The following is a 19,014-nucleotide window of genomic DNA, read 5'->3' on the forward strand; positions in this document are numbered from 1 at the left end:
CCACCGGGCGCGAGAGGACGGGTGCATTCCCCCGATCGCCTGCAGCCAACCGGCCCCCGCCTGCCTTACCCCACCAGCGCCAGATCCTGCGTCTCGGTATCGGGGATGACATCGACCTCGACCTTGAGGCGCTGCTTGCCCGAGCCGCTGACGATACCGTCGAGGGGGGCCACGTCGCCGTAGTCGCGGCCGCGCGCCACCACGATGTGGTCGTCCCGCACCGGCACGCCGTTGGTCGGATCCAGGCCGAGCCAGCCCGCGCCGCACCAGACCGCGACCCAGGCGTGGCTCGCATCGGCCCCGCGCAGGCGCGGGCGACCCGGCGGCGGCACCGTGCGCAGGTAGCCGCTGACATAGGCCGCAGGCAGGCCCATGCCCCGCAGGCCCGCGATCATCACGTGGGCGAAATCCTGGCAGACCCCGGCCCGCAGGGCGAAGGATTCGGCGAGCGGCGTGTAGACGTTGGTGGCGCGGGCATCGAACCGGAAGTCCCGGCCGATCCGCAGCATCAAATCATGGGCCGCCCCGTAGGCGCTGCGGCCGGCGGAAAAGCTCGACCGTGCGTAGGCGGTCACCTCGGGCAGCAGCGGCACCCGGCCGCTCGGATACAGGAAATGCACCGGCGCCCGGCCGCCGAGGTCGCGGCCCGCCACCACGGCGTCGCGGACCCGCTCCCAGGCCATCCCGGATTCCGGCGGCGGCGGGGCCGCGCGCTCGACCCGCACGGTGGAGAGCGCCTCGACGCTGAAGACGGTGTGGGGCGTCTCCAGGGTGATCGCCAGCGCGTCGATCCCGAAATAGTCGTGCCGTGTGACCGCGGTGGCGGGGCTCGGATCGATCGTGACGGCGCTCGCCAGCACGCTCTGGCCCTCACCGTCCTGTGGCTTGAGCCGCAGGGTGCAGCGGGCGAAGCGCACCGGCCGGCCGTAGCGGTAGGTGGTGCGGTGGCGCAACGTGTAGATCACGCCAGCCCCGTCAGCTTCTCGGGGCGCAGCGCGTTCGGCCCCGTCGGGAAGTAGCGCGCCGCGATTCCGTCGGCGAGGCGCTCGAGGTCGGTCTCCAGGGCGGTGAGGCGCACGGCATCGAAATCGGCGGCCTCGCCGCTGCGCAGCTCCGCCAGGATCCGGGTGGCGAGGCGGACATGCGGCTCCGGGATGCCGTCGGCGGCGAGCGCCGGCAGGTCGGCGAGGTGGCGGGTGATCGCCTCCGCCTGGAAGGCGATCGAGCGCGGGTTGTAGGGGTCGAGCAGTACGAGGTCGCGCACGGGATCGAGGGCCGCCCCCTGCAGGTAGCGGCGCCCGTAGCTGATCTGCGAGTCGCAGAGCGACAGCATCACCCCGAGGCAGCCCGGCGTCGCCTCGTCGTTGGCGAAGGCCAGCGCGAAGGTGCAGGTGTTGACCGCCCGCTCGATCCGCCGGCCGAGCTCGACGAAGTGCCAGCCCTCCGCGCGGCTCATGTTCTCGTGGGTGAGGCCGGACAGCGCCGCAAGCTGGCTCAGCGCCCTCTCGGCGCGGCCCGTGAGCTGGGATTCGGCCAGCGCCCACCCGGTGTCGAGGGAGAGGGACTCGCCGAGATCGGCGAGCACCCGCCAGGCCTCGCCGGAGAGGCGGGCGCGCAAGGCAGCGGCGTTGCGGCGGGCCGACTCGACATGGGCCCAGGCCGAACCCGGCCGCTCGCGCCCGGCCAGCGCTTCCTGGGCGAGGCGGGCGGTGGGCAGGTCGGCCGCGCCGATTGTGGCCCACTCGTACAGGAGGGCCCGCAAAGCCAGGGCGGCCGGCGTGTCGAGGGCGCCCGAGATATCGGCCCCGACCGCGTCGCCGACGCTGCGCAGATGGGCCAGCACCAGCCGGATCACCGCCTCGGCGCGTTCCAGGTAGCGGCCGAGCCAGAACAGGCCGTCGGCCGCCCGGGCCGGGAGGTGTCCGCCGACGCGCCGCACCCGCGGTGCCGCGTGCAGGCCGATCGGGGGCGCGGCGACCGGTTTTTCCGAGAGCACCCAGACATCCGCCGAGCGGATACCGAGCCGCAATTCGATCGGATCGACATCCTCGCGTTCCGCGACCCGGCAGAAGCCCCCGGGCATGACCTGCCAGCCGAGCGGCGTCCGCGTGGCGAAGACGCGGACCACGAAGGGGCGGGGCGCCAGCGAGAGGCCGTCCGGGCCGCGCTCCCAGCCCGGCATGGTCGAGAGCGGCGCGGCCTCCTGGGCGACGTAGTCGAACGGCCGGTCGCGCAGGGCCGCCACCACCCGCTCCCGCTCGGCCGCCAGGACCGGGCCCGCCAGGATCGCGTCGCGCCCCGCTCCGCGCTGGGGCGTGGCGGCCGGGCGCAGGGTCAGGCTGTCGAGGTTGGCCTGCGCGTGCGCCAGACCTTCGAGGTCGCCGCACCACCACGTGCGCGGATGGCCGAGCCGCAGGGGCTCGCCGAAGATCCGGCGGGCGATGCCGTCGAGATAGGGGGCGAGCGCGGCCGACTCCACGAGCCCCGAGCCCGGCATGTTGGTCACCACCAGGGAGCCGTTGCGCAGGGCCTCGAGAATACCGGGGATGCCGAGCCGCGAGGCCGGGTTCAGCTCCAGGGGATCGAGGAAATCGGAATCGATCCGCCGCCACACGGCGTCGGCACGCTTCAGGCCCGAGACGGTGCGCACGTGCAGGCGCCCATCCTGCATGACGAGGTCGTCGCCCTCCACCAGCATCAGGCCGAGATAGCGTGCGAGCGCCGCCTGCTCGACATAGGTGCTGCTGTAGGGGCCGGAGGTCAGCAGGCAGATCCGCGGGTCGATCCGCTCCGCGCCCAGCGTCAGCCCGTCGCGAAACGCCTGGAAGAAGGCCGGCAGGCGCTCGACATGGAGGTCCTGGACGAGGTCCGGGAAGGTCCGGGCCAGGACCATCCGGTTCTCCAGCGCCCAGCCGAGGCCCGAGGGCGCCTGCGTCCGGTCGGCCAGCACCTGCCAGCGCCCGTCCGGTCCCCGGCCGAGATCGGCGGCGTAGAGCTTCAGGTAATGGCCGCCGGGAGGCATGACCCGGTGGAGCGGGTGCAGGAATTCGGGCGTGCCGGCCACGATCGCGGCGGGGAGCAGCCCCTCCTCGACCAGCCTTCCATCGCCGTAGACGTCGGCGAGGATCGCCTCCATCAGCTCCGCGCGCTGGACGATGCCGGCGCTCAGCGAAGCCCATTCGGCGCCCTCGATCACCAGGGGCAGGCAGCCGAGCGGCCAGGGATGCTCGCGCTGGTCGCCGGCGATCCGGAACGAGATGCCGGCGTCCCGGATGTGCCGCTCCGCCGCGACGAAGCGGGCCAGGATCTCCGTCTCGGTCAGGCCGCCGAGGCGGTCGAGCAGGCGCGGCCAAGCCCCGCGGGGCTGGCCGTCCGGCCCCAGGAACTCGTCCGGCCGCCCGGGGACCGGCCGGTAGCCCGCGGCCCAACGGGCGACGCGCGCCCGCGGGTCCTCCGCCGGCTCGGCCCGGGCGAGGCTCTCCGCGAGCGCCGCCTCCATCACGGCCCCCCGATCATTGCGGAGCCGGCGTGCGCAGGTCGAGGGTCAGCGGGAACTCCGCACTCGATTCCGGCCGGGGCATCTCCACCCGGCCCGGGGTGTGGCCGTGCGGCTGGAACCGGGCGAGGCGCCGCCCCTCCGCCTCGTAGGCGTTGACCGGGTGGGTCTCGTAGTTGCGCCCGCCCGGATGGGCGACGTGGTAGCGGCAGCCGCCAAGCGAGCGCCCGCTCCAGGCATCGAGGATGTCGAAGGTCAGCGGTGCGTGGGCCGGAATGGTCGGGTGGAGCGAGGAGGCCGGCTGCCACGCCTTGAAGCGCAGGCCCGCCACGGCTTCGCCGCCGCGGCCGGTGGAGGTCATGGGCAGGCGTCGGCCGTTGCAGGCGATGACGTGCCGCTCGGGCACGAAGCCCTCGACCTTGACCTGCAGCCGCTCGACCGAGCTGTCGACGAAGCGCACGGTGCCCCCGCTTGTCCCTTCCTCGCCCATCACGTGCCAGGGCTCCAGCGCCTGGCGCAGCTCCATCCGGACGCCGCCATGCTCCACCGCGCCGAAGACCGGGAACCGGAACAGGGCCTGCGCCTCGAAGGCGACCGGATCGAAACCGTACCCTGCCGCCCGCAGATCCTCCAGCACCCCGAGGAAGTCGGACCAGAGGAAATGCGGGAGCATGAAGCGATCGTGGAGGTTCGTGCCCCAGCGGACACAACTCCCGGTCTGCGGCTCGCGCCAGAGCCACGCCACGAGGGCGCGGAGCAGGAGCTGCTGCGCGAGGCTCATCCGCGCGTCCGGCGGCATCTCGAAGGCGCGGAATTCCAGGAGGCCGAGGCGCCCCGTCGGGCCGTCCGGCGAGTAGAGCTTGTCGATGCAGATCTCGGACCGGTGGGTGTTGCCGGAGACGTCCACGAGGATGTTGCGGAACACCCGGTCGACCAGCCAGCGCGGGATGTTGGGCGCGTCGGGGGCGGGGATCTGCGCCAGCGCGATCTCCAGCTCGTAGAGCCCGTCATGGCGGGCCTCGTCCATGCGCGGGGCCTGACTGGTCGGGCCGATATACAAGCCCGAGAACAGGTAGGAGAGAGCCGGGTGGCGCTGCCAGTAGAGTACGAGGCTCTTGAGCAGGTCGGGCCGGCGGAGGAACGGGGAATCGTCCGGCGTGACGCCGCCCATCACCACGTGGTTGCCGCCGCCGGTGCCGGTGTGGCGCCCGTCGACCATGAACTTCTCGGCGCCGAGCCGGGTCTGGCGGGCGTCGGCGTAAAGGTCGGTGGTGATGTCGACCGCCTCCCGCCAGGAGGCGGCCGGGTGGACGTTGACCTCGATCACGCCCGGGTCGGGCGTCACCTTGATCATGCCGATCCGCGGGTCGTAGGGCGGCTCGTAGCCCTCGATCTGGATCGGCAGGTTCAGCTCGGCGGCGGCCGCTTCGAGATGGCCGGCGAGTTCGAGGTATTCGTCGACGCGCTGCACCGGCGGCATGAACACCCGCACCACCCCGTCCCGGGGCTCGATCGATACCGCCGTGCGCACGGCCACGCCGGTGATGCCCGAGCCGTTGACGGTCGTCTCGCCGGGATGCCCGTCGGGCAGCGCGGCGCGGGGCTCCAGGGGATCCTGCGGCTGGTAGTAGGGATAGTGCTCCGGCGGCACGTAGGGCAGGGACGACAGGGGCAGGCGGAAACCCAGCGGCGAGTCCCCCGGCACCAGGAAGGTGGCACCGCGCCGGAACTCCCATGTCTCCGAGATCCAGACCCGATCGGCATCGCCGTCCTTGCCGGTGGGCAGGCTCGCCAGCGGCAGGACGTAGCCCGCGGCCTCCCCGACGCCCCGCGCGTAGACCCGCTTGATCCGCGCATCGAATTCCACCGAACCGGACTTGGCGTCGGCCGGCGTGACGTTGACCGGCAGCGCCGCAACCTTCTTCTCCCAGAGCTCACCGTCCTCGAAGGCCGGAAAGACGTAGTCGGACAGGCCGAGGCGGCGGGCCAGCGCGTCGGCGAGCGCCTTGGCCTGCGCGATGGTGGCCGTTCCTTCCTCATCGGGCGCAGCCTCCGGAGCGATCAGGTCCGGGTTGCGCCAGATCGGCTTGCCGTCCTTGCGCCAGTAGAGCCCGAAGGCCCAGCGAGGCAGGCTCTCGCCGGGATACCACTTGCCCTGGCCGTAATGGAGCAGGCCGCCGGGCCCGAACCGGTCGCGCAGGCGCCGGATCAGCTGGTCGGCGCGGCCGCGCTTGGTCGGGCCGACAGCGGCGATGTTCCATTCGGGGGATTCGAAATCGTCCACCGACACGAAGGTCGGCTCGCCGCCCATGGTGAGCCGCACGTCCTGCTTCGCGAGGTCGGCATCGACCCGCTCGCCCAGCGCGTCCATGGACGTCCAGACCGCCTCCGAGAACGGCTTGGTGATCCGCGGCGTCTCGGCGACGCGGGTGATGCTCATCTGGAAGTCGAAGGTGGTCTGGGCCGGCTCCATCGCCCCCGAAATCGGCGCGGCCGAATGGTAGTGCGGCGTCGCGGCCAGCGGGATGTGGCCCTCGCCGGTGAGCAGCCCCGAGGTCGCGTCCATGCCGACCCAGCCGGCGCCCGGCAGGTAGACCTCGGCCCAGGCGTGCAGATCTGTGAAATCCGCCGAGGCGCCGGTGGGACCGTCGACCGCCGTGGTGTCGGGCACGAGCTGGACCAGGTAGCCGGAGACGAACCGGGCGGCGAAGCCGATCCGGCGCAGCACCTGCACGAGCAGCCATGCGGAATCGCGGCACGACCCGCTCTTGAGCCGCAACGTCTCGGCGGGGGTCTGGACGCCGGGCTCCATGCGGACGCCGTAGGCGGTCTCCCCGGCGATCTGGGCGTTCAGCGCCACCAGGAACAGGACGGTGTTGGGCTCGTCGGGCAGCCGGGCGAGCAGCGCCTCCATCTCCGGGCACTCCGCGTCGACCGGCAGGCGATAGGGCGCCAGCTCCTCCGCAAGTTCGGCGTCGTACGCGAAGGGATGGGTCTGGGCGTAGTCCTCCACGAAGAAGTCGAACGGGTTGATCACCGCCATGTCGGCGGTGAGATCGACCTCGATCTTCAACTCGTCGGTCTTCTCCGGGAAGACGAGCCGGGCGAGCCAATTGCCGCTCGGATCCTGCTGCCAGTTCAGGAAGTGGTTGGCGGGCGTCACCGTCAGCGCGTAGGCCGGGACCTTGGTCCGCGCGTGCGGCGCCGGGCGCAGGCGGATCACCTGAGGCCCGAGGCTGATCGGCCGATCGTAGCGGTAATGCGTGACGTGGTGCAGGGCGGCTTTAATCGACACGATGGCTCCGTCGAAAGGATCGAACGCGGTTCTCGATGCCGGTCCCTGGCGCCGGACCCAACCGCGCAGTTATGCGATACACTCCCACCGACAAGCAATTTCCGTGCGGTGCCTTGTGTATCTGCCCGGCTGTCTGGCAGGAACTTTGCCCCGCAGCCCCGCTTGACCGGCAGGTGGGCCGGATGCCGGCCCGGGACGGCCCGATGAAGATTTTCCAGTGCCAGGCGTGCGACCAGCCGGTCACCTTCGAGGCGACCGACTGCGAGAGCTGCGCCCGGCGCCTCGGCTATGTGTGCGCGGTTCACGAGGTCTCGGCCCTGGAGCCGCAGGGGCTCTCGGGTCATCCGCTGATGGGCGGCGCGCGGGTGTTCCACGCCTACGCGGATCCCGGTCGGCGCTATCGCCTGTGCAACAATGCCCTGTCGGGGGCCTGCAACTGGCTGGTGCCGGAAGACTGCCCCGACATCTTCTGCACCGCCTGCCGCCACAACCGGGTGGTGCCGGACCTGTCGCAGCCCTGGAACCTGACCCGCTGGCGTCCGATCGAGGCCGCCAAGCACCGGCTGTTCTACTCGCTCCTCTGCCTGGAATTGCCGCTCGCCACCCGCGCCCAGTACACGGACGGGCTGGCCTTCGACTTCCTGGTCGATCCCGCCGAGAGCTTTTCCGGCGGGCCGCCGGTGCTGACGGGCCATATCAACGGCCTGATCACCATGAACATCGCCGAGGCCGACGATGTCGAGCGGGAGCGCCGCCGGATCCTGTTCGGCGAGCATTACCGCACCCTGCTCGGCCATTTCCGGCACGAGATCGGGCATTATTTCTGGTATCTGCTGGTGCTGAACGGCCCCGCCTGGGAGCCCTTCCGGGCGCTGTTCGGTGACGAGCGCCGCAACTACGTCCAGGCGCTGCAGGATCATTACGCGAAGGGCGCGCCGGCCGACTGGGACGAATCCTACGTCTCGGCCTACGCCACGGCCCACCCGTGGGAGGATTTCGCCGAGACCTTCGCGCATTATCTGCACATCGTCGACACGCTCGAGACCGCCTCGACTTTCGAGCTGCACGTGCGCCCGCGCCTGCGCCACAGGTCGGCGTCGCCGACGGTGATCGACTTCGACCCCTACAACACCCTGGACCTCGACCGGCTGATCGCGGCGTGGCTGCCGCTGACCTACGCGATCAATTCGCTGTCCCACAGCATGGGCCAATCGGCGCTCTACCCGTTCAAGTTGACACCAACGGTGATCGCGAAGCTCGCCTTCGTGCACGAGCGGATCTACGCCTCCCGCACCGGCACCCTGCCGGATGCCGGCGAGGCCGGGGCCGAGATGCTGCGCGCGGTGATCATGGGCCTGCGTCAGAAGGTGGCGTCGGCGACGGGGTGAGGGCTGGGGACGCCTTGGGGTTGAAGCAAGCCCTCAGCTTCGGCCGGGGCGACGCTTGTACAGGCTCGGATCGAGAACCTTAGCGCTCGCCGCTCTCTGTCGGCGGCGGAGGCACCTGACCATCCATCCGGCCATGAACCTCCGGCGTCGTCGCAAGGGCTTCTCTGGCTTCGCGCGCCAACCACGGCAGGTCCGTCGCCATGAAGGCAGCCGCCGCCTGCGCACTGTCAGGCAAGCGGAGATCCTCCCGCTTGACGGGGTGGCCGCGCGCCATCGCCGGCTTCGTGATGCGTGCCGCTTTTCGCATCGGGGTCACCGCCGAACCATATGAGGAAGGCCGCCCAGGTCGGGCGCAAGCGCGAAGCCCTGCAACCTGTACAAAGGGATGAGGTTCGGGTCGACGTGATGGAGCCGGAGTTCCGGCACGCCGATCAGTTGCCTGTAGGCTTCCGCCATCGTGAGCACGATCCCGATCACCTGCCCTTTGAGCGGATGCCTCGGATTAGGATTGCCCTCGAGAAAGTCCAAGCCACGAACCTGTCTTGGTTCACGGCACCGATCGCCAACCCGCACAGCGTCGTGTCGTGCCAGATCGCGGCGTTGAAGCACTTCGGGTGGCCGTTCTGGAACTTGGCCGACAATGCGGCCCAGTCCCGATTCACCAGCCGACCCCGGTGTCCGAACCAAGTCTCCGTGAACGCAAATCGCGCTGCACCAGCAATGATTTCACAGCGCACTTGGGAGCCAAAGCCCAGCTTGGCTACCGCCAGTGTACCGGCCTGCATCACGCGTTTCGCATGGGCTGATCTGGCCACGAGGCGTTGCATCGACCGCCCTTGGCGCTCTCCGCCCGAAGAGGTGCCCGTCATGCCCCCCCGTGCCGCGCCGCGAAGGAACGGAACGCCTCAAGCGTCTCGGCGCTGACGTGATGCTCGATTCCCTCAGCGTCCCGACGGGCGGTCTCGGGGCTCACCCCCAGCGCGCAGAGGAAGCGCTCGACGATGCGGTGGCGCTCCCGGGCCTGGGCGGCCAGCCGACGGCCGGTCTCGGTCAGGAACACGCCGCGATAGGGCCGCTGCTGGACGAGCCCGTCCTCGCACAGGCGCTTGAGCATCTTGGCGACGGTCGGCTGCGCCACGCCGAGGCGCGCCGCAATGTCCACCTGCCGCGCCTCGCCGCCATCGCCGATCAGATCGTCGATCAGCTCGACGTAATCCTCGACCAACTCGGAGCGCCGGGCCTCGCGGGCCTGGCGAAAGCTCTCCACGTGGCGCTCGGGATCGACCAGGACGGTCTCGGGCGGGCCCTGCTCGGACGGTTCCTGCATCGGCTCTCCCTCTCGGCACGCACGCGCCGCCCCGCCCCTGTCTAGCAAGAACCGCCCGCGGGAGGGGAGTCCCACCAGGTCCTCATTTAGGGCTTGAATCCGGCGCGCTCAGCCCTGAATATAGCCTACGCTATATTTTTGAGGAGAAGGTGGGCATGGTGGCGCCGAACGCCGCGACGGCTCCCGGAAGCGCCGCGCCCGGGGCGATGAGCCGGCGGACCGAGGGCGCGATCCGTGACGTCCTCGACGGGCGCCGGGGCGGCCGAGGCCGGTTCCTGCTGTTCGTGGGGCCCGCCGTGACGGCGTCGATCGCCTACATGGACCCCGGCAACTTCGCGACCAACATCCAGGCTGGCGCCCGCTACGGCTACGGCCTCCTCTGGGTGGTGTTGCTCGCCAATTTCACCGCGATGCTGTTCCAGGCGCTCTCGGCCAAGCTCGGGATCGTCACCGGGAAAAACCTCGCCGAGCATTGCCGGGACGCGACGAGCCGCCCGGTGCGCCTCGCCCTGTGGGGCATCAGCGAGGTCGCCGCCATGGCGACCGACCTCGCGGAGTTTTTGGGCGGCGCCATCGGCCTGTCGCTGCTCACCGGCATGCCGCTCATGGCCGGGATGGCGGTCACGGCGGTCATCACCTACGCGATCCTGCTCCTGGAGCACGAGGGTTTCCGGCCGCTGGAGATCGCCATCGGCGTCATGGTTGGCACGATCGGCCTCTGTTACGCGGTCGAGCTGCTGGTGGCCCCTGTGGCCTGGGGCGAGGCGGCGAAAGGCCTCGTCACCCCAAGAATCCCGGACGCGGAGGCGCTGACCATCGCGGTCGGGATCATCGGCGCCACCGTGATGCCGCACGCGCTGTTCCTGCATTCGGGCCTGACTCAGGGGCGGGGCAACCCGCGCAGCGAGGCCGACCGGCGCCTGCTGGTGCGCTACTCGAACCGCGAGGTGGTGGTGGCGCTGCTGCTCGCGGGCCTCATCAACATCGCGATGGTCATCATGGCGGCGGCGGCCTTCCATCTCGGCCACAGCGAGATCGCCGAGATCGGCGAGGCCTACCGCACCCTGACGCCGCTGCTCGGGCCAGCGGCCGGGGCGGCCTTCCTGGTCTCGCTGCTGGCGTCGGGCATCTCCTCCTCGGTGGTGGGGACGCTGGCCGGCCAGATGGTGATGCAGGGCTTCACCGGCTGGCGGATCCCGCTCCTCGTCCGCCGGCTCGCGACCATGTTGCCGGCCTTCGTGGTGGTGGCGATCGGCGTCGATCCGACCCGGGCGCTGGTCCTGTCGCAGGTGGTGCTGTCGCTGGCCCTGCCGGTGCCGATGGTGGCTCTGGTGCTGTTCACCCGGCGCCGGAGCGTGATGGGGCCCTTCGCCAACGGGCCGCTGACCCAGGCGGCCGCCGTGGCGGGGGCGGCGGTGGTGCTGGCGCTCAACATGGTACTGCTGGCGGCGGCGTTCGGGGTGCCGGTGCCGGGACTGGGGTGAATCCCGTCGGGATGAAGATCAGCTGTCGCTGCCCACATGCCAAGGGTTGAGCAATGGCGCGCCGGTTGCTGCGAAAGCGGTGGTGTTGCGGGTAACGATCGTCAGGTCGTGCACGAGGCCCGCCGCGGCGATCCACGCGTCGCGCTCGCTCCGTGGGTCGGGAACGTGAAGATGCGCGCAGCGCAGCGCGATGGCATTATCGATCGGCAGGATGCGGCCGGCGAAGGCAGGCAGAACGCGCTCGTGCAGCCAGAGGCGGAGCGTGGCGGCCTGACGGGCATCGCGGCGCTCGCACCGGGCGATACCGAGTTCGACCTCCATGATCGTGACGACGGAGAGATGGAGGTTGGGGGGTGCGACCTGTTCGGCCCAGGCCTCGACTTCGAAACTGATCCTGCCGCTGCGCCGCTTGCGCAGTTCGGACAGGACGTTGGTGTCGAGGAGATACATGAGAGCGATCTCCGCCGAAGTGGACGTCGGTTCGGCGTAAGAGTGCGACTCACAACAAGGGCTTAGAGCCGTGCGCGATTGGGCACGGCTCTAGTCGAAGGAAGCTGGGCGCGGGATACTCGGCGGCCGGTCGAAATCGATCTCGATCTCGCCGACACCCTCCATGTCGAGGGCATCGAGGATGGTGCCGGGAACCGCTTTCATACGCTCGTAGGCACCGAAGGGCAGGACCGCCATGATCGGCTTGCCGCGCTCGATGATGATGACGGGCCCCTCGGCCGCCGCACGCCTGATGCGGCCGGGCTCGCGGTTGAATTCGCGGCTGGTGAAGGTCGATTCGGTCATGCTGCCCCTCGCAGGTCGCGCCGTGCAGAAGAGATCGGTGGCGTGACCGGACCTGTCAAACAGTCTCGATCTGGCCTTCCGGCAGCCGCCCTCACGTTGCCCGCACCACCACCTCGACCAGATTGGCGCCCCCCGACCGGATCCCCGCCTCGATCGCCGGGGCGATGTCGGCGGCCCGCGTCACCCGCCGGGCCGGCACCCCCATTGAGGCGGCGAGTGCCGGGAAGTCGATGCGCGGGTCGGTGAGGTCCATGGCGATGAAGCGGTTGGCGCGCACCGAGGCGTAGTGCGCCTGGCCCTTCATGAAGGTCTTGAGGATGTTGTACTCAGCGTTGTTGATCACCACGAAGGTGACCGGCAGCTTTTCGTGTGCGGCGGTCCAGAGCGCCTGGGGCGAGTACATCGCGGCCCCATCCCCCACCACGCAGACCACCGGCGCGCGATCGAGCCCTAGGGAAAACCCGACCGCGGCCGGCATGCCCCAGCCGAGCACGCCGCCGCGCATCGCCGCGTATTGATGGGCCGAGGAGCTGTCGAGGAAAGTGCGCAGGTGGGTCAGCGTCGCGGGGGCCTCGTCCACGATGGTGGTCTCGGCCCCGACCGCGCGGGCGACCTCGCGGGCGGCAACCAGCGGCGCGATCACCGGATCCTCGAAGGCCGCATCCGCGGCGGCGGCGAGCTTGGCCCGGCGCTCGGCCCGGGCGGTCACGGCCTGGGCGCGTAGATCCGCAAAAACCTCGTCCCGGTCGGCGAGGCGAGGCCTTAGCAGCGGCAGCAGGGCGTCGAGCGACGCGCGGATGTCGCCCACCGTCGACAGGCCAGTGGCGTAGGTGCGCCCAAGGTCGCGCACATCCGCCGAGAGCTGAAACACCTGCACCCCCGGCGGCACCGCCGAGACCTCCGAGTAGAGTACGGTGATCAGCGACTTGCCGCCGAGCGCGAACACCGCGTCGTAGCGCCCGAGGATCTCCGCGATGGCATCCGCCCGGGTCGGCAGGTTGCCGGCCCAGAGGGGGTGCGCGGTGGGGAAGGGGATGTGGGCCGGCCAGGACGAGCCGTAGACCGGCGCCGCCAGCAGGTCGGCCAGCGCCACCATCTGGGCCGAGGCGTCCGAGGCCTCGATCTCATCGCCCGCGATCAGGGCGAGGCGGCCCGGGGCGATCGCGGCGAGTTTGTTCGCCAAGCGGTCGAGGGAGCCCGCCACCGCCCGCTGGTCGATGGTCGAGGTCTCGCCCGCCGGGACCGTGCTCATCGCCTCCATCACGTCCATGGGCAGCGATAGGAAGACCGGGCCGGACGGGGCTGCCCCTGCATCGTGAAAAGCCCGGCGCAGCAGGATCGGGATCTGGTCCGGGCTCGTCACCTCGCGCGCCCATTTCATCACCGGGTCGGCGATGGCCACGAGATCGCCCATCAGGAGCGGGTCGGTCAGCGCGTGGCGCAGGTCCTGCTGTCCGGCGGTGACCACCAGCGGCGTACCGGAGACCTGGGAATTCACCAGCCCGCCCATGGCGTGGCCGAGGCCGCCCGCCGTGTGCAGATTGAGGAAAGCGGGGCGCCGCGCGCCCTGCGCATAGCCGTCCGCCATGGCGACCGCGGTCGCCTCCTGCAGAGCCAGAATGTAGGCGATGTCGGGCGCCTCGGTGAGCGCGTCGATCAGCGGCAATTCGGTGGTGCCGGGATTGCCGAAGATGTAGCGCACCCCCTCCGAGCGCAGCACCTCCACCAGAAGGTCGGCGCCCCGGCGGCGGCCCGCTGCCTCGACGGTCTCGATCGTCATGTCTGGCCCCCGGTCGAATCGGCCCGGAGGCTAGACCATGGGCACCCCAGGACAAGCCCCGGTGGCAGCCTGGCGCCAGCCTGCTCCAAGGCTCATCGAGGGGGTCGATGCGCGGCTCTTCGTCGGCTTGCGCCCCCTTCGGTCGCATGCTGCAACGACTCACGAACCCGTGATCCCGGGTCTTCCCGGGGTCGCAAGGTCCCGCCGGCCGATGCGGCCCGTTGGAAGGACACCATGGACCAGCGGACACCGTCCGATCTGAGCTGCGACGCCGAGGCCGCGGCGCGCGTGATCTCCCTGTCGGCGGCGCGGCGTGCCGCGGGCCAGGATCGCGACGATGGGTTCCCGCACGCGGATGTCGCCGACCTCGCCCGCCTGGGCCTGCTCGCCGCGCCGGTCCCGATGGCTTTGGGCGGGGCGGGTCTCGGCGCGGAGCCGGGCGCCGGGACGCTGGCTGAGGTGCTGCGCCTCGTCGGCTCCGGCAGCCTGGCGCTCGGACGGCTCTACGAGGGCCACGTCAATGCCCTCCAGCTCATCGCCCAGTACGGCGAGGCCGGCCAGCGCGCGCGCCTGTTCGCCGATGCCTGCACGGGCCACCTGTTCGGCGTCTGGAACACCGAGCCGGCCGGGGCGGGCCTCGCCCTGGAGACCGACGAGGATGGCCTATCCTTGAGCGGCGCGAAATCCTTCGCCTCGGGCGCGGGCTTCGTGACCCGCGCCCTGGTCACGGCGCCCTGTCCGCGCGGGGGCGGGACCCTGATGCTGGTGGTGCCGCTGGAGCCGGGCACCCGGGCCGCCCTTTCGGCGTGGCGGGCGCAGGGCATGCGAGCCTCGGCCACCGGAACCCTCGATTTCGGCGGGATCGCCCTCTCGGACGACGCCATCCTCGGACACGCGGACGACTATTTCCGCCAGCCGGCCTTCTCGGGAGGCGCGTGGCGGTTCCTGGCGGTGCAGCTCGGCGGCATCGAGGCCGTGTTCGATGCGTGGCGGGCCCATCTCGTGCGCCTCGGGCGCGGGGCCGATCCCCATCAGCTCGCGCGGCTGGGCGAGGGCGCCATCGCGGTCGAAGGGGCGCGGCACTGGGTGGCGCGGGCGGCGGATCTGGCCACCGGCGGGACGCTGCCGGCCGCCCGCGTCGTCGCCTTCGTCAACCTCGCCCGGCTCGCGGTGGAGAAGGCCGGGCTCGACGTGCTGCAGCTCGCCCAGCGCTCCGTCGGCCTGCCGGGCTTCCTGCACGGACATCCCCTGGAGCAGCTCTCCCGCGACCTCGCCACCTATCTGCGCCAGCCGGGGCCCGATCGGGCGCTCACCGGGGCGGCGGCGGAGATCCTGGCGGCTGGGGAGGGGGTGGCCTACCTGTGGGACGGGGAGGCCGCGTGAGCCGGATCCCGGGTGCGGCGGTGGCCTCCGACTGCCTCGAACCGGCGCGGGCCGTCTGGCGCGATGCGCCGCAGCGCTACGGCCGCGTCAGCCGCGGCTTCCACTGGCTGATGGCGGCTTTGTTCGCGTGGCAGTTCGCGGGAGCGCTGCTCTATGTCGGCCTCGGCGACACGGCGGTGACGCGCCTCGTCGGCGGAAGCCACTTCACCCTGGGGGCGACGTTGTTCGCGCTCGCGCTGCTGCGCGGCGCCTGGGGGCTCGCCAACCTCCCGCGCCGCCCGCCGCATCGGGGCCGCCTGGGCCGCGCCGCGGTGGCGGGCCATGCCGTGATCTATGCGCTGATGATCCTCGTGCCGGGCCTTGCGCTGCTGCGCCAGTACGGATCGGGCAAGCCGTTCACGCCCTACGGCATCCCGCTCATGCCGGGCCGGGACGACAAGATCGCCTGGATGGTGGCGCCGGGCGACCTGCTGCATCACTGGCTGGCCTTCCTCCTGTTGGCGATCCTGGTCGGCCACGTCGCCATGGCGGTGCTGCACCGTGCCCTCTGGAAGGACGACGTGCTGGCACGGATGGCCGGTCGTTCCTGAGAGGGCTGCCGTCCGGCAGCCCCGGGATTGGCGACGCATTTGCATCGCATCGTCCGTCAACCCGGGTTGTCGAGGAGGCGGACGATGCGTTCGGTCTTGGCTCTGATGCTGGCGACGTTCGCACCGGCCGCGGTTCAGGCTGCCTGCGTGCCGGTGCCGATGCCCGAGACATCAACCGAGCTTAGAAGCTCCTTCGGCACACGGATGCAGCAACTCGGAGCCGGGGACTGGAGCTTCGCGATCGAGACACCGCGCGGGACGATGTATCACTCCCGTTCGACCCTGGTTCGGTTCTTCACCAAGGAGGCGGGCGACCGGATCGAGGAAGCCGGCCTTCTTCTGCCCCCCGAGGGCACGACGGCCGACGCCGCCCGGATGGAGGCCGCGGCGACCTTCCTCGGCGCGCATATCTCCGGATCGTCCGAAAGCAACCTGCAGTCCCGCGTCATCCGCGCGATCGCCGTCACGCGCAGGGATGGAACCGGCCAGGCCGTGCGTGAGGACGACACCGTGCTGATGTTCTCCAGTCCCGAGCCGGGCGCCGTCGCGCTGGTCGCCGGCCGCATGCGCTGCCGGTGAGGCTGCTTCAACCACGTGCCCCGCGCAACCGGGCGGGCCTCCGATCGGCGCAGAGCTGGCCGGAACCGCCGCGTGTCCGGCATGCGGACCGGTTCTTGGGGCCCGGCGCGCCCAGCCCCCGCCCGTGCGCGCGCCTGTCCCTCATGCGGCCTTGGCGGGCAGCCGGAACAGGTCGATGAAAGAACGCGCCAGATCGGCGTCCCCCGCGAAGGCGAGCGTGCCGCCAGCGCCGTCCCGGGCCAGGGGCGCCTTGCCGTAGATCGTGCGGCGCATCGCCATCGTATCACCCGTGAAGGCGAGGTCGGGCGCCGCCACGACGCCCCGGCTCACGTGGATCTCGCCATCGCGCACAGCCGCGACGAAGTCCTCGCCGGGGAAGTGGAAGGCAACCGACACCGGCAACGCCATGGCCGGCGCGTGCTCGACCAGGGCCTGGAGCGACATCATCGCGGAGGCGGCCGACATGAACAGGCTCGGATCATGCCGGGGCGAGCGCGCGGCCCAGCGGCCCATGGCGCGCATCAGCGGTGCGGCCTCGTGGCCCCATGCGGTCAGATCGTAGACCTGCACGTTGGCGGGGGACGGCAGGCGGTAATGTCGGACGATGCCTACGGCTTCCAGGCTGTCCAGGCGCTGCGTCAGGACGTTGGCGCTGATGCCCGGGAGGTTCACCCGGATCTCGCCGAAGCGCCGGGGGCCGAAGACCAGCTCGCGCATGATCAGCAGCGACCAGCGCTCGCCGATGAACTCCAGGGCCAGCGCGGTGCCGCAGGCATCGTCGTAACGACGCCCGCGCGTCCTGGGTGCCTCGATAGTTATTTTTTCTGACTGCATGGTTGCTTTCTATAACCGCTCCTGGCAGCCTGGGCAAAGCGGGGCCGGCCGGCGTGTCGCGAAGCGGCCGAAGCGCCGAGTGTCACGGAGGAGCGCCCGATGCCACCTGCCGAGGGGACGCCCATCTGGTTCGAGCTGAACGCCAGCGATCAGGACGCGGCGCATGCCTTCTACGAGGCGGTCGCCGGCTGGCAGGTCCTGCCGTCGCCGATGCCCGAGCATGGCGGCTACCGGATCGCACACGCCGACGGGACGCCAGTCGCTGGGATCCGGCCGTCGATGCCCGAGGCGCCCGGCCTTCCCGGCTGGGCGGTCTACCTCGCGACCCGCGACGTCGATGCCCTGGCGTCCCGCGTCGTCGAGCTCGGCGGCCGGATCCCGTTCGGACCGATCGACATCCCCCATGTCGGTCGCTTCGCGATGGTGTGCGATCCGCAAGGGGTGGTCTTCGCCGTGATGAACGCGGCGCGCCCCGGCGAGAGTCGCGCCTTCGGACCCGTCCCGCTCGGGACGGAGCGGACCCTGGGGCAGGGCGTGTGGATCGAGCTGGCGACGCCGGATCCGGAGGCGGCGCTGGCGTTCTATGGAACGCTGTTCGGCTGGGAGGTGCTCGGGGCCATGCCGATGGGCGCGATGGGCGCGTACACCTTCATCGGCCAGGGCGATCTCCGACCCGGCGCGGTGATGTCGAGCGCGGCCACCGGCGCACCGGCGCGGTGGAACTGGTACGTCCACGTGGCCGACATCGACGCCGCGGTCGCGACGGTCCGGGCGCGCGGCGGCACGGTGCTGCAGGGCCCCGATCCCATCCCCGGCGGCAGCTACTCGGCCAACATCGCCGATCCGGCGGGCAACCGGATCGGCCTCGCCGGTCCGCGTCAGGCGGCGTGACGGGAGACCGGTGATGACAAGCGATAAGCTGACGACCTGCCTGTGGTTCGACCACGGCGAGGCCCGCAGGGCCGCGGAATTCTACGCTGCCACCTTTCCGGACAGCCATGTCGGCGCGCCGATGAATGCCCCGTCGGATTTTCCCGGCGGATCCGCGGGCGCGGAGTTGACGGTCGCGTTCACCGTCCTCGGCCGGCCGTTCGTCGGCCTGAACGGCGGCCCCGCCTTCAAGGCCAATCAGGCAGTCAGCTTCATGGTGCTGACGGAGGATCAGGCGGAGACCGACCGCTACTGGAACGCCCTCGTGGGCGGCGGCGGGGCGGAGAGCCAGTGCGGCTGGTGCACCGACCGCTGGGGCTTCTCCTGGCAGATCACGCCACGCGCGCTGCTCCGCGCCAACAGCCATCCCGACAGGGCCGCGGCCCGGCGCGCGTTCGAGGCGATGATGTCCATGCACAGGATCGACATCGCGCGGATCGAGGCCGCCGTCCGGGGGGAATCCGCCGATGCGTAAGATCACCGGCTCCCTCTTCCAGTCGCTCGACGGCGTGATCCAGGCACCGGGTGGTCCGGAAGAGGATCAGACCGGATTCACGCAGGGCGGCTGGACCTTCCCGTATTTCGACGCCTCGCTCGCCGGACCGATGGGCAAGCTGCTCGGGGGCACGTACGAATTGCTGCTCGGCCGGCGCACCTACGAGATCTTCGCGGCCTACTGGCCGCATAACGGCGATCAGCCGATCGGCGCGACCTTCAATGCCGTGCGCAAGCATGTCGTGACCTCGTCCGACCGGGCGCTCGGCAGGACCAACAGCCAGCGACTGGTCGGGGACCCCGTCGCGGCGGTCACCCGCCTGAAGGAGAGCGATGGCCCCGACCTCCTCATCCAGGGGAGCAGCATGCTCTATCCGGCGCTGCTTCCGGCGGGTCTCGTCAACCGGATCGTCCTGATCACCTTCCCGGTGATGCTCGGCCGCGGCAAGCGCTGGTACGCGGACGATCCGTCGGCCGCCCGAACCTGGACGCTGGTCGAGCAGGCGCACTCGCCGAGGGGCGTCCACGTCGCGACCTTCGCGCGGGACGGCGCGGTCCAGACCGGCAGCTTCGCCACGAAGCCGCCGAGCCCAGACGAGCGCGCGCTCCGCCAGCGCCAAGCGGCCGGCGACTGGTAG

At 71.0% G+C, this 19,014-nt stretch carries 17 protein-coding genes; 8 read left to right on the top strand and 9 right to left on the bottom strand.

The window, feature by feature from the left end:
* Positions 1-65: 65 nt before the first annotated feature.
* From OXS27_RS22380 to OXS27_RS22390, 3 genes are read right to left on the bottom strand one after another with little or no spacing between them, the layout of a single operon-like run.
* Positions 66-965: a transglutaminase family protein gene (locus OXS27_RS22380; RefSeq protein ID WP_267358725.1), complete on the bottom strand. Its 900-nt coding sequence runs from the start codon at positions 963-965 to the stop codon at positions 66-68.
* Positions 962-3,499 (bottom strand): circularly permuted type 2 ATP-grasp protein, encoded by a 2,538-nt coding sequence (locus tag OXS27_RS22385; RefSeq protein WP_243927462.1) that lies wholly within the window; start codon positions 3,497-3,499, stop codon positions 962-964. The genes OXS27_RS22380 and OXS27_RS22385 overlap by 4 nt, the downstream gene beginning before the upstream one ends.
* Before the next feature lie 13 nt (positions 3,500-3,512).
* On the bottom strand, positions 3,513-6,791 hold the full coding sequence (locus OXS27_RS22390) for a transglutaminase family protein (protein WP_267358726.1): 3,279 nt from the start codon (positions 6,789-6,791) through the stop codon (positions 3,513-3,515).
* A 203-nt stretch (positions 6,792-6,994) separates the two neighbouring features.
* Here OXS27_RS22390 and OXS27_RS22395 point away from each other — a divergent pair, with 203 nt between their 5' ends.
* Positions 6,995-8,179 (top strand): putative zinc-binding metallopeptidase, encoded by a 1,185-nt coding sequence (locus tag OXS27_RS22395; protein WP_243927372.1) that lies wholly within the window; start codon positions 6,995-6,997, stop codon positions 8,177-8,179.
* A gap of 312 nt (positions 8,180-8,491) precedes the next feature.
* On the opposite strand, the gene OXS27_RS22400 is transcribed toward OXS27_RS22395, so the two are convergent.
* The gene (locus OXS27_RS22400) at positions 8,492-8,707 is read right to left on the bottom strand and encodes a hypothetical protein (RefSeq protein ID WP_267358727.1); all 216 of its coding nucleotides are present in this window, start codon (positions 8,705-8,707) and stop codon (positions 8,492-8,494) included.
* A 337-nt stretch (positions 8,708-9,044) separates the two neighbouring features.
* A complete protein-coding gene (gene mntR, locus OXS27_RS22405) occupies positions 9,045-9,506 on the bottom strand; it encodes a manganese-binding transcriptional regulator MntR (protein ID WP_243927376.1) in 462 nt (153 codons plus the stop codon).
* A 155-nt stretch (positions 9,507-9,661) separates the two neighbouring features.
* Between mntR and OXS27_RS22410 the strand changes: the two genes are divergently transcribed.
* Positions 9,662-10,990, top strand: coding sequence for an Nramp family divalent metal transporter (locus OXS27_RS22410; RefSeq protein WP_267358728.1), 1,329 nt, complete (start codon positions 9,662-9,664; stop codon positions 10,988-10,990).
* An 18-nt stretch (positions 10,991-11,008) separates the two neighbouring features.
* On the opposite strand, the gene OXS27_RS22415 is transcribed toward OXS27_RS22410, so the two are convergent.
* The 3 genes from OXS27_RS22415 to OXS27_RS22425 all read right to left on the bottom strand — a co-directional run bounded on the left by OXS27_RS22415 (position 11,009) and on the right by OXS27_RS22425 (position 13,565).
* Complete coding sequence (locus tag OXS27_RS22415) at positions 11,009-11,440, bottom strand: type II toxin-antitoxin system VapC family toxin (RefSeq protein ID WP_267358729.1); 432 nt, start codon at positions 11,438-11,440, stop codon at positions 11,009-11,011.
* A gap of 90 nt (positions 11,441-11,530) precedes the next feature.
* A complete protein-coding gene (locus tag OXS27_RS22420) occupies positions 11,531-11,785 on the bottom strand; it encodes a type II toxin-antitoxin system Phd/YefM family antitoxin (RefSeq protein ID WP_267358730.1) in 255 nt (84 codons plus the stop codon).
* Between the two features lie 91 nt (positions 11,786-11,876).
* Positions 11,877-13,565: a thiamine pyrophosphate-binding protein gene (locus OXS27_RS22425; protein WP_267358731.1), complete on the bottom strand. Its 1,689-nt coding sequence runs from the start codon at positions 13,563-13,565 to the stop codon at positions 11,877-11,879.
* Positions 13,566-13,799: 234 nt separating this feature from the next.
* Here OXS27_RS22425 and OXS27_RS22430 point away from each other — a divergent pair, with 234 nt between their 5' ends.
* The 3 genes from OXS27_RS22430 (at position 13,800) to OXS27_RS22440 (ending at position 16,117) form a co-directional block, all read left to right on the top strand.
* Positions 13,800-14,948 carry an acyl-CoA dehydrogenase family protein gene (locus OXS27_RS22430; protein WP_267358732.1) on the top strand — a complete coding sequence of 383 codons (1,149 nt, stop codon included), beginning with the start codon at positions 13,800-13,802 and terminating at the stop codon, positions 14,946-14,948.
* 20 nt (positions 14,949-14,968) lie between these two features.
* Positions 14,969-15,538, top strand: a complete 570-nt coding sequence (locus tag OXS27_RS22435; RefSeq protein ID WP_243927465.1) for a cytochrome b — start codon at positions 14,969-14,971, stop codon at positions 15,536-15,538.
* An 84-nt stretch (positions 15,539-15,622) separates the two neighbouring features.
* Complete coding sequence (locus OXS27_RS22440) at positions 15,623-16,117, top strand: hypothetical protein (RefSeq protein ID WP_243927388.1); 495 nt, start codon at positions 15,623-15,625, stop codon at positions 16,115-16,117.
* 141 nt (positions 16,118-16,258) lie between these two features.
* Here OXS27_RS22440 and OXS27_RS22445 read toward each other — a convergent pair whose 3' ends face one another.
* On the bottom strand, positions 16,259-16,951 hold the full coding sequence (locus OXS27_RS22445) for a helix-turn-helix domain-containing protein (protein WP_267358733.1): 693 nt from the start codon (positions 16,949-16,951) through the stop codon (positions 16,259-16,261).
* Positions 16,952-17,050: 99 nt separating this feature from the next.
* Here OXS27_RS22445 and OXS27_RS22450 point away from each other — a divergent pair, with 99 nt between their 5' ends.
* Genes OXS27_RS22450 through OXS27_RS22460 form a run of 3 tightly spaced genes read left to right on the top strand, consistent with a single transcriptional unit; the run spans position 17,051 to position 19,014 of the window.
* Positions 17,051-17,842 carry a VOC family protein gene (locus tag OXS27_RS22450; protein WP_267358734.1) on the top strand — a complete coding sequence of 264 codons (792 nt, stop codon included), beginning with the start codon at positions 17,051-17,053 and terminating at the stop codon, positions 17,840-17,842.
* A gap of 13 nt (positions 17,843-17,855) precedes the next feature.
* Positions 17,856-18,356, top strand: coding sequence for a VOC family protein (locus tag OXS27_RS22455; protein ID WP_267358735.1), 501 nt, complete (start codon positions 17,856-17,858; stop codon positions 18,354-18,356).
* Positions 18,349-19,014, top strand: coding sequence for a dihydrofolate reductase family protein (locus OXS27_RS22460; RefSeq protein ID WP_267358736.1), 666 nt, complete (start codon positions 18,349-18,351; stop codon positions 19,012-19,014). Before OXS27_RS22455 ends, OXS27_RS22460 begins: the two co-directional genes overlap by 8 nt.

Origin of the sequence: Methylobacterium sp. GC_Met_3 (assembly GCF_026540775.1) — a bacterium.
In the GTDB taxonomy this organism is placed as follows: Bacteria; Pseudomonadota; Alphaproteobacteria; order Rhizobiales; family Beijerinckiaceae; genus Methylobacterium.